Origin of the sequence: Streptomyces sp. NPDC006687, from assembly GCF_040636215.1 — a bacterium.
Lineage (GTDB): Bacteria > Actinomycetota > Actinomycetes > Streptomycetales > Streptomycetaceae > Streptomyces.
In genome coordinates this window covers 249,794-265,605 of record NZ_JBEYJJ010000001.1, presented here as the reverse complement: position 1 = coordinate 265,605, position 15,812 = coordinate 249,794, and the positions used below count along the sequence as shown (strand labels likewise).

Below are 15,812 nucleotides of genomic sequence, written 5' to 3'. Positions count from 1 at the left end.
GTGATTTCCTGTCGGCAAGCGCGCGACTGTCCGTGCGCGGGGGACATGGGGAGAACACGAGTGAACGTGCAGCCGATACGCGGCCGCGTCCGCACCGGCCTGCCGGCCCTGCTGCTGGGCGCGGCCCTTCTGCTCACCACGGCGTGCAGCAACGGCGGCGCAGCCGGCGGCAGCGGCGGCGGCGGGGACAACGGCAAGTCCGGTGGGGGCAACGCCGCCAAGGCCAACACCGAGGCGTCGAAGGCCGTGGTCAGCGTCAAGCCGGACGACGGGGCCAAGGAGGTCGCCACCAACGGCGTCCTGAAGGTCTCCAGCACCGGCGGCAAACTGACCACGGTCACGGTCGCCGACACCAAGGGCAACGCGGTCGAGGGCAAGCTGACCCCCGACGGCTCCGGCTGGGAGCCCGCCCGCAACCTGGCCTCCGCCACCGAGTACAAGGTGCACGCGGTCGCCAAGGACGAGGCGGGCCGCGAGTCCGCCAAGGACACCACCTTCACCACGCTCACCCCGCAGAACACCTTCGTCGGCCACTACACCCCCGAGGACGGTTCGACCGTCGGCGTGGGCATGCCGGTGTCGATCAACTTCACCCGCGGCATCACCAACACCGAGGCCGTGGAGAAGGCCATCACGGTCACCGCCGAGCCCTCCGTGCCGATCGAGGGCCACTGGTTCGGCAACGACCGCCTCGACTTCCGCCCGGAGAAGTACTGGGCCGCCGGTACGAAGGTCACCGTCAAGCTCGCCCTCGACGGCGTCGAGGGCCGCCCCGGGGTCTACGGCAAGCAGACCCGTACGGTCACCTTCACCATCGGCCGCTCCCAGGTCTCCACGGTGGACGCGACGGCGAAGACGATGGAGGTCGTCCGCGACAACCAGGTCATCAAGAACCTGCCCATCACCGCCGGCGCCCCCGCGACCACCACCTACAACGGGCAGATGGTCATCAGCGAGAAGTACACGGTGACCCGGATGAACGGCGCCACCGTCGGCTTCGGCGGCGAGTACGACATCTCGGACGTCCCGCACGCCATGCGCCTGTCGAACTCCGGCACCTTCGTGCACGGCAACTACTGGGCCTCCTCCAGCACCTTCGGCAAGGAGAACGTCAGCCACGGCTGCGTCGGCCTGGAGGACGAGCGCGGCGCCGGGGACCCCAACACCCCCGCCGCCTGGTTCTTCAACGAGTCCCTGATCGGCGACGTGGTGATCGTGAAGAACTCCAAGGACAAGCAGATCGCCCCGGACAACGGCCTCAACGGCTGGAACATGGACTGGGCGGAGTGGAAGAAGTGACAGGGACGGCTCCCTGATCCGTGGCCCGGTGCTGTGACCCACAGCACCGGGCCACATCGCGTTAACCGCCGCTAACCTTCCCCGTATGACCCTCTCTCTCGAAGTCTCCGAAGGCGTCGGCACCCTCCGCCTGGACCGGCCGCCCATGAACGCCCTGGACATCGCCACCCAGGACCGGCTGCGCGAGCTCGCCGTGGAGGCGGCCGACCGCGCCGACGTGCGCGCCGTCATCCTCTACGGCGGCGAGAAGGTGTTCGCGGCCGGTGCGGACATCAAGGAGATGCAGACCATGGACCACGCGGCGATGGTCGCCCGGTCCCGGGCCTTGCAGGACGCGTTCACGGCCGTCGCCCGCATCCCCAAGCCCGTCGTCGCAGCCGTCACCGGCTACGCGCTCGGCGGCGGCTGCGAGCTCGCGCTCTGCGCCGACTACCGCATCGCCGCCGACAACGCCAAGCTCGGCCAGCCCGAGATCCTGCTCGGCCTGATCCCGGGCGCGGGCGGCACCCAGCGGCTCTCCCGGCTGATCGGCCCCTCCAAGGCCAAGGACCTCATCTTCACGGGCCGGATGGTCAAGGCCGACGAGGCCCTCTCCCTCGGCCTGGTGGACCGGGTCGTGCCCGCGGCCGAGGTCTACGAGCAGGCGCACACCTGGGCCGCGAAGCTCGCCCAGGGGCCGGCGATCGCCCTGCGGGCGGCGAAGGAGTGCGTGGACGCGGGTCTGGAGGCCGACATCGACACCGGCCTGACCATCGAACGCAACTGGTTCGCGGGCCTTTTCGCCACCGAGGACCGCGAGCGCGGGATGCGCAGCTTCGTCGAAGAGGGCCCGGGCAAGGCCAAGTTCGTCTGAGCGCGGCCGTCCGGGCACGGCGGCCGGTATACCCCTGCGGGTGGTTCGGGAAGGGCTTAAGACAGCCTTAAGGCGAAAGGGTGGGACGGATTCCGCTCGCCCCTCCCGGACGGGCCGTCAGTGCAGGTCAACGCGGACCGGAGGCGTCCCGGACGCCCGTCGCACCGGCGCGTGCGCCCCCTCGGAATCCTCGATTCCGGGGGGCGTATTCCGGCGGAACGGCCCGGGCGGGCGGAGCGGCCGTCCATGATGGGGGCATGGCGGGCCTGGAGGGTGTGGATCAGCCGCGGCAGCGCGGCAGCGCTGTGACCGTACGGCTCACGGCGGCGGTCGAGGACGAGCAGGGACTCAGGGCGCTGGAGGCGTACGGGAACCCGGCGGACGCGGAGGTGACCCTGCCGTCCATGCCGGAGTCCGCGAGTACGGCCCGCCGGCTCGCCCAGAGCGTGGTCATCCGCTACTGGGGGCTGTCCCCGCAGATCGCCGAGCACGCCGTCCTGCTGGTCTCGGAGCTCGTCGGCAACGCCGTGCGCCACACCGGAGCCCGCACGTTCGGTTTAAAGATGGTGCGCCGCCGCGGCTGGATCCGGGTGGAGGTGCGCGACCCCTCGCGCGGGCTGCCCTGTCTGATGCCGGTCCACGAACTGGACACCACCGGCCGGGGGCTGTTCCTCGTCGACAAGCTGTCCGACCGCTGGGGGGCCGATCTGCTGCCGCGCGGCAAGATCACCTGGTTCGAGATGCGGGTCGCGGACCGCTGACCCGCCCCGGAACGCCAGAAACCCCCTGTCGCCGGGGTGGGCGCTGCGGGGGTTTCTTGGGCGCCGAGGACCGGTGGGGTGTGTGGCCCTCGGCGGGTGACTTCGCTCGGGTCAAAGGGAAGCCGTGGTTCCGACTATGGCAGACGGGGGCCTGAACGCCAAAAGTGCCTACTCGGACATAAGTGTGCAAATCCTTATAGTTTTCATCTAAATCTTAGGTGAGGTGGGCCACTCGCCTCGCAATCCATGAATGACTATCCACCGCTCCGCGTAATTCGTTGATCGCATAGCGGACGAGGGCCTCAGTGGCCGCCACCACCGATCACCCCAAAATGGGTCAATCATTACCTTCAGGGGCGTTCACCACTTAAATGGGCGGGTGCTCTGTTACCCAGACCGCCGTACCGCCCTGCGCGCCACGGCGGCTGCCGCCGCCGGTGCCCTCACCGCGGCCTGTGGCACGGGCGGCGACGGCGCGCCGGCCTCCCGCACCGCCCAGGCCGCTCCCGCCCGGCCGCCGCAGGCCGCCAAGCCCGCCCCGGCAGCCGCCCCCGCCCCCCGCCGCTTCCGCGGGCAGCCCGTCGAGATCGCCCACGGGCCCCGGGACCGACCGAAGGTCGCGCTCACCTTCCACGGCAACGGGGACCCCGCCACCGCCCGCGCCGTACTCGCCGAGGCCGAGAAGGCGGGCGCTCGGGTCACCGTGCTGGCCATCGGCACCTGGCTCGACGAACACCCCGACATGGCCCGCCGGATCCTCGACGGCGGCCACGAGCTCGGCAACCACACCCACCACCACCTTGCCGTCAACTCCCTGCCCGAGGCGCAGGCGTACGCCGAGATCACCGGCTGCGCCGAACGCCTGAGGCGTCTCACCGGTTCCATCGGCACCTGGTTCCGCCCCTCGCAGACCCAGAACGCGAGCCCCCTCGTCCAGAAGCTGGCCCAGCGGGCCGGCTACCCGCACGTCCTCTCCTACGACGTGGACTCCCTCGACTTCACCTCGCCCGGCGCCGCGGCCGTCATCCGCAACGTCACCGGGACGATCCACGGCGGATCGGTGGTGAGCCTGCACTTCGGCTACGCGGACACGGTCGACGCGATGCCGCCCCTCCTCGAAGAACTCGCGCGCCGCTCGCTGCGCGCGGTGACCACCACGGAGCTGCTGACGCCATGACGACCACCCGTCTTCCCCGGAAGGCCACCGTGCTGCTGGCCGGCCTGGCCCTCGCCGCCCTGGCCGGCTGCGGATCGGCCGACAAGGCGCCCGCCGAGGCGCTCGGCTCCAAGGGGCCGGCCGACCCCGTCAAGGCCGTGCCCGCCGCGCCGCCGGGGCTGGCCGGGATGCCCCCGGTGCTCGATCCGACCGACGTGTACGCGGCGGACCGGCCGAACAAGCTCTCCCCGGTGGTCAAGAACTTCCCCTCGCGCGTCTACGTGCCGAACACCAACTCCAACACGGTGTCCGTCATCGACCCGGCCACCTACAAGGTCATCGACACCATCCCGGTCGGCGTCCAGCCCCAGCACGTGGTGCCCTCCTGGGACATGAAGACCCTGTGGGTCAACAACAACCGCGGCCACACCCTCACCCCCATCGACCCGGCCACCGGCGAGGCGGGGGAGCCCGTCGAGGTGCACGACCCGTACAACCTCTACTTCACGCCCAACGGCAAGTACGCCGTCGTGATGGCCTCGATGGACCGCGAGCTGGTCTTCCGTGACCCGCACACCATGGACCGGGTCAAGAGCGTCCCGGTGACCTGCTTCGGCGTCAACCACGCCGACTTCTCCCTCGACGGCCGCTACTTCATCGTCAGCTGCGAGTTCTCCGGGGAACTGCTCAAGGTCGACACCGAGAAGATGGAGGTCATCGGCCAGCAGAAGCTCCCCTTCGAGGGCGCGATGCCCCAGGACGTGAAGGTCTCGCCGGACGGGAAGACCTTCTACGTCGCCGACATGATGGCCCACGGCATGTGGGTGCTCAGCGGGGACAAGTTCGACACCCCCAAGCTGCTGCCCACGGGCAAGGGCTGCCACGGCCTCTACGTCAGCCGCGACTCCCGCGAGATGTACGTCTCCAACCGCGGCGAGGGCAGCGTCTCGGTCTTCGACTTCAAGAAGAACAAGCTCACCAAGAAGTGGGAGCTGCCCGAGGGCGGCAGCCCCGACATGGGCGGGGTCTCGGCCGACGGCAAGGTGCTGTGGCTGTCCGGCCGCTACAACTCCGAGGTCTACGCCATCGACACCACCACCGGCAAGGAACTGGCGAAGATCCCGGTCGGCAGCGGCCCCCACGGCCTGGCCGTGTACCCGCAGCCCGGCCGCTACTCCCTCGGCCACACCGGCATCTTCCGGTAGGCACGGCCGGGCGCGGCGGCGTCCCCGGGAGCCCGCCCACGGCTCCCGGGACCCGTGGGCGGCGTCCGGCCCCGGTGCGGCTACCCTGAGCCGGTCAACAAGCACCAGGAAGGGGTGGCCCCAGTGGCGGACATCGAGAAGGCACGCGAGACGTTCGACCGGTTCGACGCGAACGGCGACGGCGTCATCACGGCCGACGAGTACAGCGCGGCCATGCGGGCGATGGGGGACGCGTTCGTCACCCCGGCGGTCGCCGACGCCATCATCGCGGCCAAGGACCTCAACGGCGACAAGCTGCTGAGCTTCGACGAGTTCTGGGCCGACCTGAACAAGTAGGGCCCCGCCGAACGGGCGCCGCGCCCGCCTCCGCCCCGGCCGCCGGGGCGGGGGCGCGTCAGGCCCCGGGCGGCGCCCCGGCCCCTCCCGCGCCGGGGCGCGTCATCTCCTCGACCTCGGCCAGGGCCTCCTCCAGCCAGCCGAGCCAGAACCCCTCCAGGGCGATCCCCCCGTGCAGCACCAGCCGGCGCAGCCGGTCCGGGTCCGCCCGGCGCTCCGGCGGGAAGTCCCTCGCCTCGATGGCCTCGTACTCCGCCAGCTGCGCCCGGTGCAGCTCCAGGTGCCGCCGCAGCTCCGCCCCGAGCCCCTGCGGCCCCACCACGGCCGCCGCCCGGATCCGCAGCAGCAGCGCGTCCCGCATCGGCTTGGGGTCCTGCCGCTCGTCCACCCAGCGGGCCAGCTCCGCGCTGCCGGCGGGCAGCACCTCGTACTGCTTCTTCTGCCCCCGTACGGGCACCTCGCTGGGCAGCGCCCGGATCAGCCCGGCCTCCTCCAGCCGCCCCAGCTCCCGGTAGATCTGCTGGTGCGTCGCGGACCAGAAGTAGCCGATCGACTTGTCGAACCGCCGCGTCAGCTCCAGCCCGGACGAGGGCTTCTCCAGCAGGGCGGTCAGGATGGCGTGCGGCAGCGACATGCGGCCATCCTAGGTGTGGGCGATCGTCCCGCAGGGCGGGACGGGTGGGCACCCCGGGACACCCCGCCCACCCCCGGCCCCGACCACCCCCGGCCCCGACCACCCCCGGCCCCGCTCAGCCCAGCGCGGCCAGCTCCCCGGGCGTGCGCGGTCCCGCCGCACCGTCCGCCAGCATCCCCCTGGCCCGCAGGAACGCCCCCACCACCGGTGCCCAGGCAGCCCGCAGCCCGGCGGACGCCAGCAGCTCCGGATCCGACAGCAGATCCCCCGCGGGCCCCACCCGGATCCCCGACGGCGTGAGCACGGCCGCGTCGTCGGCCCAGCGGACCGCCAGGTCCACGTCATGGGTGGCCATCACGACCGTGGTCCCCGCCGCCCGCAGCCCCGCCAGGACCTCCAGCAGCCGCTCCTGCCCGTCCGGGTCGAGGCCGGCCGTCGGCTCGTCCAGGATCAGCACCCGCGGGGCCATCGCCACCGCGCCCGCGATCGCCGCCCGCTTGCGCTGCCCGTACGACAGCAGGTGCGTCGGGCGCTCGCGCAGCGCGGTGATGTCCAGCGCGGCCAGCGCGGAGTCCACCCGCTCGCGGACCTGCTCCAGCGGCAGGCCCAGGTTCATCGGGCCGAAGGAGACGTCCTGCTCCACGGAGGCCGCGAAGAGCTGGTCGTCGGGGTCCTGCACCACCAGCTGGACGGTGGTGCGCAGCCGGGTCAGCCCCCGCCGGTCGTAGGACACCTCGGCGCCCTCCAGCCGCAGCACGCCCGGGGCGGGCCGCAGGCCACCGCTCAGCAGCCGCATCAGCGTGGTCTTGCCGCTGCCGTTGCGGCCGAGCAGCACCAGCGCCCGCCCCTCGGCGATCGTGAAGTCCACGCCCAACAGCACCGCCGGGCCGTCCTCGTACGCGTACCCCGCGCCGGCCAGTTCCACCAACGGGGTCACAGCCCCAGCTCCTTCAGTACGAGGGTCCCCGCGACCAGGACGGCCAGCAGGGCGGCGGCGGCCGCCAGGAACCGCCGGGACAGCCGCGCCGGAGGCACCAGCACTCGCAGCGCGCCGTCGTAACCGCGCCCCGCCAGCCCCTCCTGGAGCCGGGCGGCGCGGTCGAAGGCCCGGACGAACGAGGTCGCCGCGAGCCCGGCCACCGACCGCCACGCGGCCGCCCGCCCGGCCTGCCCCAGCCGGGCCGCCTGGGCCCGTCGCACCTGGGACAGGGAGTCCAGCAGCAGGAAGCCGATCCGGTACATGACCAGGGCCACGTCCACCACCGGCGCCGGCACCCCGGCCCGTACCAGCCGGGGCAGCACGTCCGAGACGGGCGTGGTGAAGGCGAACAGCAGCACCCCGAGGGAGGCGGCCGAGGTGCGCAGCAGCAGGTCCATCGCGTGCCGGGGCCCGTCCGGGGCCGGGGCGAGGAGCCCGTCGGGGCCGCCCACCGACACCAGCAGCGGCAGCGCCCCGGTGACGCAGAACCCCAGCGGCACCCGGAAGGCCCGCCACAGCTGCCGCCCGGACACCCCGGCGGGCCCCAGCAGCACGGCCAGGGTCGCCGCGGCCACCAGCGGACCGCCCGGCCACGGCGGCAGGGAGACCGCGGTGACGGTCAGTCCGAACCCCAGCAGGGCCTTCTCCAGCGGATGGCGGCCCCGCCAGCGGCTGGAGTGCGCCGCCACGTCGATGGGCAGCACCGGCTACGGCTCCCGCGTGGGCTCGACGGTGGCGGCCTCCGCCTCGGCGCGGGCCTGCGCGGCGCCTTGGCGGCGGCCCTTGCGGACCCCGAAGTAGTACGCGAGCACGCCCGCGCCCAGGGCCGCCTGGAGGGCGAACAGCGCGGACTCGATCTCGCCCGACGGGGGCTCGTACAGGGGGGAGAACCAGGGCTCGTAGTCCGGCTTCAGTTCGGTGATGGCCGACTCGGCCTGGGCGTCGGCGCCCGCGAAGGGCTCCTTCTTGCCCTCGCCGAGCCCGAGCGCGAGCGGAAGCACCGCGAGGGCCGCCACCAGGAGCAGCAGCAGGGTGTTGATCTTGGCGTTCCTGGTCATCGCGCGGCCGCCTCCTGCCCGGCGGGCTTCCCGGTCAGCTTCGCGACGCCGAGCCGCACCAGGTCGGAGGTGCTCGACTGCATCAGCAGCCGCATCACGAGCACCGTCAGCAGCCCCTCGCTGACGGCGAGGGGGATCTGGGTGAGGGCGAAGATCCCCGCGAACTTCTCCAGGGAGCCCAGGAACCCGCTCGCCGGGTCCGGGAAGGCCAGCGCCAGCTGGACGGAGGTGACGCAGTAGGTGACCAGGTCGGCGAAGAAGGCCCCGAAGAAGACGGTGACCATCAGGGGGGCGCCGGAGCTGCGCAGCAGCCTGTAGACCGCGTACCCGGCCCAGGGCCCGGCGATGGCCATGGAGAAGACGTTGGCGCCCAGGGTGGTGAGCCCGCCGTGCGCCAGCAGCAGGGCCTGGAACAGCAGGGTGATCGTGCCGAGCACCGCCATGATGGGCGGCCGGAAGAGGATGGCGCCGAGCCCGGTCCCGGTGGGGTGCGAGCAACTGCCCGTCACCGAGGGGATCTTCAGGGCGGACAGGACGAACGTGAAGGCTCCGGACGCCCCGAGGAGCAGCGTGCTCTCCGGGTGGGACTTCACCTCGCGGGTCAGGGCGCGTACCCCGTGGACGACGAACGGGGCGGACGCGGCGCCCCAGGCGGCCGCGTGCAGCGGGGGCAGGAACCCCTCGGCTATGTGCATGAGTTGGGAGACCTCTCCAGCACCTCGTGGATGGACGTACGCGCCCCGGCCGGTCTCCTGGCTGACGGGTACTGCCGCCCCGGCTCCGCCTTCCCGGGGCCGTCCGGTCTCCCGTACGGTCCCAGTGGCTCCCGCGAGGGGTGGAGCTGGACTTCCCGATCACAGTGGCGAGGGCCGCACCGGTTTCCCACCGGTTTCCCGAACACCAAGGCCAGCTGACCCTAGTCGCCCGCACGGACCGGTATCAACCCGGACCGATCCGGCCCCTCGGACGAATGGATTCCGCTTCGCCCGCCCGGACGGGTGCCAGCGCTGGCGGGGCGCGGACCCGGCCCGCAGAGTGGGGGCGTGGCCGACTACGACTACTCCGACCTGTCCGCCGTCTACGTCAACTGCACCCTGAAGCGCTCGCCCGAGACCAGCAACACCGAGGGCCTGATCTCCCGGAGCCGCGCCGTCATGGAGTCGGCCGGCGTCCGGACCTCGCTCATCCGTGCCGTCGACCACGACATCGCCACCGGGGTCTGGCCCGACATGACCGACCACGGCTGGGACACCGACCAGTGGCCGGTCCTCTACAGCCAGATCATGGACGCCGACATCCTCGTCCTGTGCGGACCGATCTGGCTCGGCGACAACAGCTCGGTCATGAAGCGGGTCATCGAGCGGCTCTACGCCTGCTCGTCACTGCTGAACGACAAGGGCCAGTACGCCTACTACGGCCGGGTCGGCGGGGCGCTGATCACCGGCAACGAGGACGGCGTCAAGCACTGCGCCATGAACATCCTCTACAGCCTCCAGCACCTGGGCTACGCCGTACCGCCGCAGGCCGACGCCGGCTGGATCGGCGAGGCCGGGCCGGGCCCCTCGTACCTGGACCCGGGCTCCGGCGGCCCCGAGAACGACTTCACCAACCGCAACACCACGTTCATGTCCTGGAACCTGATGCACCTCGCGGCGCTCCTCAAGCGCGCCGGGGGCTTCCCCGCCCACGGCAACCAGCGCTCGGCGTGGGACGCCGGCTGCCGTTTCGACTTCCCGAACCCCGAACACCGCTGACCGGGACGCGTCAGCAGGTGGCCGGATGCGGGAAGTCCACCACGAGCCGCTCGGGCGCGTGCAGGACGGAGGCGGTCCAGGTGGGCGGGGTGTCGAAGGAGGCCCCGAAGGTCACGTACCCCTCGAAGTCACCGGTCAGTGCGATGCCCTTGAGCTTGCTGAGACCGGTCTGCTGGAGCTTGGGGCCCTGGTAGACGTTGGTGCCCGTGTCGTCGTGACCGGCGGCGGGGTGCAGGCGGATCTCCAGGAAGTACCGGCCGGGCAGCGGGACCGGCTTGCCGGACCCGTCGTAGACCAGCTCGGAGACGGGAGTGACGGTGTAGGGGGGCACGGAGCCCTGGAGGTCGACGACGAACCGGTCGTACGCGCAGTGACCGCCGTAGCGGGCGTTGACGACGAGCGGGGTGGTGGAGCGGACGGCGGCCGGCGCGGCGGCCGAGGCCGGGGCGGCGAGCGCGAGGGCGGCGGTCAGCACGGCTCCTGTGGCCAGGGCCGTGATCCGGCGGCGGTGCGGCTGGTGACGCATGAGGGCGTCCCCCCGATCCTGTGAGACGGGGACTGGCTGTCATCCGGTAGGACACGCCAGGGGCCCCTGCGGTTGCACGCCCCGGCCCGGCGGGTCTCAGAAGGTCAGCAGCGCGCTCAGCTCGGCGTCCAGGTCGTAGTGGCGCTGCTCCTGCCCGCGCGGGACCAGCTCCGTCATCCTCCGGCACAGTTCGCGCAGGTCCTTGGACCGCAGCGAGACCACGCAGCCGTGGGCGCCGTTGCTGAGGGCCAGCAGGACGCGCGGCTCGGTGCCCGTCCAGCGCGGCCACACCTGTATGTCCCCCTCACCGGTGACGCAGGTCTGCCCGTCGATCAGGAGCTCCCGCGAGAACACCCAGCGGGCGATCCGCACCCCGGCGCCCCGGAACTCCACGGCGACCTCGTAGGGCCGGTCGGTGCGGTAGACGAAGACGCCCTCCAGGGGGACGGGCAGCGGTGCGGCCTCCAGCCGCAGCGGCAGGACTCGGTGTTCGGTGATGGCCATGCGGCTGCCTCTCCTCGCGGGGTGAAAGCGCCCCCCGCAGCACGCTAGTGCACCCGCCGCCCGCCCCCGGGGGCCGAAGGTCCCGACCCCCGGGGGCCGGGAGACCCCTCTTGGCCGGCAGCGCGCGAGGGGCCCGGCGCACCCGCGCCGGGCCCCTCGTCGGCTCACCTCACCCCGTGCGGGTCAGCACTCGATGACGTTGACCGCGAGACCGCCGCGGGCGGTCTCCTTGTACTTGACCTTCATGTCCGCCCCGGTCTCCTTCATGGTCTTGATGACCTTGTCGAGGGAGACCTTGTGGCTGCCGTCGCCGCGCATCGCCATGCGCGCCGCCGTGACCGCCTTGACCGCCGCCATGCCGTTGCGCTCGATGCACGGGATCTGCACCAGGCCGCCGACCGGGTCGCAGGTCAGGCCCAGGTTGTGCTCCATACCGATCTCGGCCGCGTTCTCCACCTGCTCCGGGGAGCCGCCCAGCACCTCGGCCAGCGCGCCCGCCGCCATGGAGCAGGCGGAGCCGACCTCGCCCTGGCAGCCGACCTCGGCGCCCGAGATGGAGGCGTTCTCCTTGAAGAGCATGCCGATCGCGCCCGCGGCCAGCAGGAAGCGGACCACACCGTCCTCGTCCGCGCCCGGCACGAAGTTCATGTAGTAGTGCAGGACGGCCGGCAGGACGCCCGCGGCGCCGTTGGTCGGCGCGGTCACCACGCGGCCGCCCGCCGCGTTCTCCTCGTTGACCGCCATCGCGTAGATCGTCGTCCACTCGCTGCGGTGCATCATCGGATCGCCCTCGGTGCGCAGCTGGCGCGCCGTGGAGGCGGCCCGGCGCTTGACGCGCAGCCCGCCCGGGAGGATGCCCTCGCGGGACATGCCGCGCGAGACGCAGGACTGCATGACCCGCCAGATCTCCAGCAGGCCCTCGCGGATCTCGTCCTCGGTGCGCCACGCCTTCTCGTTCTCCATCATCAGGGAGGAGATCGACAGGCCGGTCTCGTTCGCGAGGCGGAGCATCTCGTCACCCGAGCGGAAGGGGTACTTCAGCACGGTGTCGTCGAGCTTGATCCGGTCCTCGCCGACCGCGTCCTCGTCCACGACGAAGCCGCCGCCGACCGAGTAGTAGGTCTTCTCCAGCAGCGGGGTGCCGGAGGCGTCGTAGGCGAAGAGGGTCATCCCGTTCGCGTGGTAGGGCAGCGAGCGGCGGCGGTGCAGGATCAGCTGGTTCGGCTCGTCGAAGTCGATCTCGTGGCCGTTCCCTATCTCCGTGCCGAGCAGCCGGAGCTTGCCGGTCCTGCGGATGCGCTCGACCTCGTCGTCGGCGCTCTCCACGTCGACCGTGCGCGGGGAGTGACCCTCCAGGCCGAGCAGGACCGCCTTGGGGGTGCCGTGGCCGTGGCCGGTGGCGCCGAGGGAGCCGAAGAGCTCCGCCCGCACGGACGCGGTCTGGGCGAGGACGCCGTCCTTCTTCAGCCGCGACACGAACATGCGCGCCGCGCGCATCGGGCCGACCGTGTGGGAGGAGGAGGGGCCGATACCGATGGAGAAGAGATCGAAGACGGAGATGGCCACTGGCGGACTCCCTTGTCGGCTCGTGGGGTGGAGAGGGGCAGGGGTGTGGTGGAGCGGGGTGGTGCGGGGGTGATCTGCGGATTTTGTCCGGCAGTCGAGCGTAACGCGTGGAGATGAACGTTTCGGCTCGGGAAGGGGTCCGCCGGACGTGAGTCAGCTCGCGTTCCGGTGGCCCCGGCGGGGGAGGGGGCCGGGGAAGAAGACAGGAAGGGGCCCGGCCCTGTGCGGAACAAGGCCGGACCCCTCCTGGCCGTGACTAGAGCGACGGGTACAGCGGGAACTTCGCGGCGAGCGCGGAGACGCGCGCCTTGAGGTCGTCCGCGTCGAACGCCGGCTTCAGGGCCTGCGCGATGATCTCGGCGACCTCGCGGAAGTCCTCGGCACCGAAGCCACGGGTGGCCAGGGCCGGCGTACCGATGCGCAGACCCGAGGTGACCATCGGCGGGCGCGGGTCGTTCGGGATGGCGTTCCGGTTGACCGTGATGCCGATCTCGTGGAGCCGGTCCTCGGCCTGCTGGCCGTCCAGCTCGGAGTTGCGCAGGTCGACCAGGACCAGGTGCACGTCGGTGCCGCCGGAGAGGACGGAGACGCCCACCTCGGTGACGTCCGGCTGGACCAGGCGCTCGGCGATGATCTTCGCGCCCTCCAGGGTGCGCTCCTGGCGCTCCTTGAACTCGGGCGAGGCCGCGACCTTGAAGGAGACGGCCTTGGCCGCGATCACGTGCTCCAGCGGACCGCCCTGCTGGCCCGGGAAGACCGCGGAGTTGATCTTCTTGGCCAGCTCCTGCGTCGACAGGATGACACCGCCGCGCGGACCGCCGAGGGTCTTGTGCGTGGTGGTGGTGACGACGTGGGCGTGCGGCACCGGGTTGGGGTGCAGGCCCGCGGCGACCAGGCCCGCGAAGTGGGCCATGTCGACCATCAGGTACGCGCCGACCTCGTCCGCGATCCGGCGGAAGGCGGCGAAGTCCAGCTGGCGCGGGTAGGCGGACCAGCCGGCGACGATCAGCTGCGGCTTGGACTCCTTGGCGAGGCGCTCGACCTCGGCCATGTCCACCTGGCCGGACTCGTCGACGTGGTACGGGACCACGTTGTAGAGCTTGCCGGAGAAGTTGATCTTCATGCCGTGGGTCAGGTGACCGCCGTGGGCCAGGTTCAGGCCCATGATCGTGTCGCCCGGCTTCAGCAGCGCGAACATCGCGGCGGCGTTGGCCTGCGCACCGGAGTGCGGCTGGACGTTCGCGGCCTCGGCGCCGAACAGCGCCTTGATGCGGTCGATGGCGATCTGCTCGACCACGTCGACGTGCTCGCAGCCGCCGTAGTAGCGGCGGCCCGGGTAGCCCTCGGCGTACTTGTTGGTCAGGACCGAGCCCTGGGCCTCCATGACGGCGACCGGAGCGAAGTTCTCCGACGCGATCATTTCCAGGGTGGACTGCTGGCGCACCAGCTCGGCGTCGACGGCGGCGGCGACGTCGGGGTCGAGCTCGTGGAGCGGGGTGTTCAGAACGGACATCAGGATCCCCTGGGGTGTCAGTTACCGGCGGTGAGGGCGGTGTACTCGTCGTAGGAGAGCGCGTCCTTGGGCTCCTCCGAGAGCTTCACCTTGAACAGCCAGCCGCCCTCGAAGGGGGCGGAGTTCACCAGCGCCGGGTCGTCGACGACGTCCTGGTTGAACTCGACGATCTCACCGGAGACCGGGGAGTACAGGTCGCTGACCGACTTGGTCGACTCCAGCTCGCCACAGGTCTCGCCCTCGGTGACGGTGTCGCCGACCGCGGGGAGCTGGGCGTAGACGACGTCACCGAGCGCGGTGGCCGCGAACTCCGTGATGCCAACCGTCGCGACGCCGTCGACGACGTCCGACAGCCACTCGTGTTCCTTGGTGTAGCGCAGCTGCTGGGGGTTGCTCATGACCTGATTCTCCTGGATGCGGGGAGGTGGATACGAACGGTGGTCTTGCGTGCCGGCGGCGGGCCGGCGGGGTCCTGGGGACCCGGGGGTCACTTCTGCCGCTTGTAGAACGGCAGGGCCACGACCTCGTACGGCTCATGCGTACCGCGAATGTCCACGCCGACGCCGGAGGTCCCGGGCGCGGCGTACTCCGCGTCGACGTACGCCATCGCGATCGGCTTGCCCAGCGTCGGCGACGGGGCGCCGGAGGTGACCTCGCCGACGACCTGGCCGCCGGCGACCACGGGGAAGCCGGCGCGCGGGACCCGGCGGCCCTCGGCGACCAGGCCGACCAGCTTGCGCGGGGCCTGCGAGGCGGCGCGCTCGGCGGCGGCCTCCAGGGCGGCGCGGCCCACGAAGTCGCCCTCCTTCTCGAACTTCACGACCCGGCCCAGCCCGGCGTCGAAGGGCGTGAGGGAGGTGGTCAGCTCGTGCCCGTACAGCGGCATGCCCGCTTCCAGGCGCAGGGTGTCGCGGCAGGACAGGCCGGCCGGGACCAGGCCGACGCCCTCGCCCGCCTTCGTCAGCGCCTGCCACAGCTCCACGGCGTGCTCGGGGGCGATGAACAGCTCGAAGCCGTCCTCGCCGGTGTAGCCGGTCCGGGCGATCAGCGCGGGCACGCCCGCGACGGTGCCCGGCAGGCCGGCGTAGTACTTCAGGCCGTCCAGGTCGGCGTCGGTCAGCGAGGCGAGGATGCCGGGGGACTCGGGGCCCTGCACGGCGATCAGCGCGTACGCGTCGCGGTCGTCGCGGACCTCGGCGTCGAAGCCGGCGGCGCGCTCGGTGAGCGCGTCGAGCACCACCTGGGCGTTGGAGGCGTTGGCGACGACCATGTACTCGGTCTCGCCGAGGCGGTAGACGATCAGGTCGTCCAGGATGCCGCCGTCCTCCTGGCAGATGTGCGTGTAGCGGGCGCGGCCGACGCCGACGGTGGAGATGTTGCCGACGAGGGCGTAGTCGAGGGCCTTGACGGCCTCGGGGCCGTGGACGGTGATCTCGCCCATGTGGGAGAGGTCGAACAGGCCGGCCTTGGTCCGGACGGCGTTGTGCTCGTCGCGCTCACTGGCGTAGCGCAGCGGCATGTCCCAGCCCGCGAAGTCGGTCATGGTCGCACCGAGCGAACGGTGCAGCGCGTCGAGCGCGGTCAGGCGGGGGGCAGTGCTCATGGGTGTGGCTCCCGGGTCCCAGGGCATGACATGACGAGGACGATCCTCCCCATCTGTCATCGGAA

18 protein-coding genes and 1 riboswitch are annotated in these 15,812 nt (G+C 71.8%); of the genes, 7 read left to right on the top strand and 11 right to left on the bottom strand.

Annotated elements, in window-relative coordinates:
* Positions 1 to 66: 66 nt before the first annotated feature.
* The 6 genes from ABZ716_RS01220 to ABZ716_RS01195 all read left to right on the top strand — a co-directional run bounded on the left by ABZ716_RS01220 (position 67) and on the right by ABZ716_RS01195 (position 5,610).
* Positions 67 to 1,299 carry an Ig-like domain-containing protein gene (locus tag ABZ716_RS01220; RefSeq protein WP_358955869.1) on the top strand — a complete coding sequence of 411 codons (1,233 nt, stop codon included), beginning with the start codon at positions 67 to 69 and terminating at the stop codon, positions 1,297 to 1,299.
* 85 nt (positions 1,300 to 1,384) lie between these two features.
* Complete coding sequence (locus ABZ716_RS01215) at positions 1,385 to 2,152, top strand: enoyl-CoA hydratase-related protein (RefSeq protein WP_358955581.1); 768 nt, start codon at positions 1,385 to 1,387, stop codon at positions 2,150 to 2,152.
* Between the two features lie 89 nt (positions 2,153 to 2,241).
* Positions 2,242 to 2,913 carry an ATP-binding protein gene (locus ABZ716_RS01210; protein WP_358955866.1) on the top strand — a complete coding sequence of 224 codons (672 nt, stop codon included), beginning with the start codon at positions 2,242 to 2,244 and terminating at the stop codon, positions 2,911 to 2,913.
* Positions 2,914 to 3,292: 379 nt separating this feature from the next.
* The gene (locus tag ABZ716_RS01205) at positions 3,293 to 4,090 is read left to right on the top strand and encodes a polysaccharide deacetylase family protein (protein WP_358813804.1); all 798 of its coding nucleotides are present in this window, start codon (positions 3,293 to 3,295) and stop codon (positions 4,088 to 4,090) included.
* Entirely contained in the window at positions 4,087 to 5,274 is a 1,188-nt protein-coding gene (locus ABZ716_RS01200; RefSeq protein ID WP_358813803.1) for a hypothetical protein, read from the top strand. The genes ABZ716_RS01205 and ABZ716_RS01200 overlap by 4 nt, the downstream gene beginning before the upstream one ends.
* 123 nt (positions 5,275 to 5,397) lie before the next feature.
* Positions 5,398 to 5,610 (top strand): EF-hand domain-containing protein, encoded by a 213-nt coding sequence (locus ABZ716_RS01195; RefSeq protein ID WP_351878878.1) that lies wholly within the window; start codon positions 5,398 to 5,400, stop codon positions 5,608 to 5,610.
* Positions 5,611 to 5,668: 58 nt separating this feature from the next.
* Here ABZ716_RS01195 and ABZ716_RS01190 read toward each other — a convergent pair whose 3' ends face one another.
* The 5 genes from ABZ716_RS01190 to ABZ716_RS01170 form a co-directional block, all read right to left on the bottom strand.
* Entirely contained in the window at positions 5,669 to 6,244 is a 576-nt protein-coding gene (locus ABZ716_RS01190) for a PadR family transcriptional regulator (protein ID WP_358813802.1), read from the bottom strand.
* Positions 6,245 to 6,359: 115 nt separating this feature from the next.
* Positions 6,360 to 7,181: an ATP-binding cassette domain-containing protein gene (locus ABZ716_RS01185; RefSeq protein WP_358955579.1), complete on the bottom strand. Its 822-nt coding sequence runs from the start codon at positions 7,179 to 7,181 to the stop codon at positions 6,360 to 6,362.
* On the bottom strand, positions 7,178 to 7,927 hold the full coding sequence (gene cbiQ, locus ABZ716_RS01180; protein WP_358955577.1) for a cobalt ECF transporter T component CbiQ: 750 nt from the start codon (positions 7,925 to 7,927) through the stop codon (positions 7,178 to 7,180). Before cbiQ ends, ABZ716_RS01185 begins: the two co-directional genes overlap by 4 nt.
* Positions 7,928 to 7,930: 3 nt before the next feature.
* Positions 7,931 to 8,281, bottom strand: a complete 351-nt coding sequence (locus ABZ716_RS01175; RefSeq protein ID WP_358813799.1) for an energy-coupling factor ABC transporter substrate-binding protein — start codon at positions 8,279 to 8,281, stop codon at positions 7,931 to 7,933.
* Positions 8,278 to 8,976: an energy-coupling factor ABC transporter permease gene (locus ABZ716_RS01170; RefSeq protein ID WP_358813798.1), complete on the bottom strand. Its 699-nt coding sequence runs from the start codon at positions 8,974 to 8,976 to the stop codon at positions 8,278 to 8,280. Before ABZ716_RS01170 ends, ABZ716_RS01175 begins: the two co-directional genes overlap by 4 nt.
* 29 nt (positions 8,977 to 9,005) lie before the next feature.
* A riboswitch (cobalamin riboswitch) is annotated at positions 9,006 to 9,201 on the bottom strand.
* A gap of 123 nt (positions 9,202 to 9,324) precedes the next feature.
* On the opposite strand from ABZ716_RS01170, the gene ABZ716_RS01165 reads away from it, so the two are divergent.
* Complete coding sequence (locus ABZ716_RS01165) at positions 9,325 to 10,035, top strand: flavodoxin family protein (protein ID WP_358955574.1); 711 nt, start codon at positions 9,325 to 9,327, stop codon at positions 10,033 to 10,035.
* A 10-nt stretch (positions 10,036 to 10,045) separates the two neighbouring features.
* Here the strand turns inward: ABZ716_RS01165 and ABZ716_RS01160 are convergent, their stop codons facing one another.
* The 6 genes from ABZ716_RS01160 to gcvT form a co-directional block, all read right to left on the bottom strand.
* Positions 10,046 to 10,561: a hypothetical protein gene (locus tag ABZ716_RS01160; protein ID WP_358955571.1), complete on the bottom strand. Its 516-nt coding sequence runs from the start codon at positions 10,559 to 10,561 to the stop codon at positions 10,046 to 10,048.
* 96 nt (positions 10,562 to 10,657) lie between these two features.
* Positions 10,658 to 11,065, bottom strand: a complete 408-nt coding sequence (locus tag ABZ716_RS01155) for an SsgA family sporulation/cell division regulator (RefSeq protein WP_351878853.1) — start codon at positions 11,063 to 11,065, stop codon at positions 10,658 to 10,660.
* 183 nt (positions 11,066 to 11,248) lie between these two features.
* A complete protein-coding gene (locus ABZ716_RS01150) occupies positions 11,249 to 12,631 on the bottom strand; it encodes an L-serine ammonia-lyase (RefSeq protein ID WP_358813795.1) in 1,383 nt (460 codons plus the stop codon).
* A 256-nt stretch (positions 12,632 to 12,887) separates the two neighbouring features.
* Positions 12,888 to 14,144, bottom strand: a complete 1,257-nt coding sequence (gene glyA, locus ABZ716_RS01145) for a serine hydroxymethyltransferase (RefSeq protein ID WP_042811644.1) — start codon at positions 14,142 to 14,144, stop codon at positions 12,888 to 12,890.
* Positions 14,145 to 14,161: 17 nt separating this feature from the next.
* Positions 14,162 to 14,542: a glycine cleavage system protein GcvH gene (gene gcvH, locus ABZ716_RS01140; RefSeq protein ID WP_358813794.1), complete on the bottom strand. Its 381-nt coding sequence runs from the start codon at positions 14,540 to 14,542 to the stop codon at positions 14,162 to 14,164.
* An 89-nt stretch (positions 14,543 to 14,631) separates the two neighbouring features.
* On the bottom strand, positions 14,632 to 15,747 hold the full coding sequence (gcvT, locus tag ABZ716_RS01135) for a glycine cleavage system aminomethyltransferase GcvT (RefSeq protein WP_358813793.1): 1,116 nt from the start codon (positions 15,745 to 15,747) through the stop codon (positions 14,632 to 14,634).
* Positions 15,748 to 15,812 lie beyond the last annotated feature (65 nt).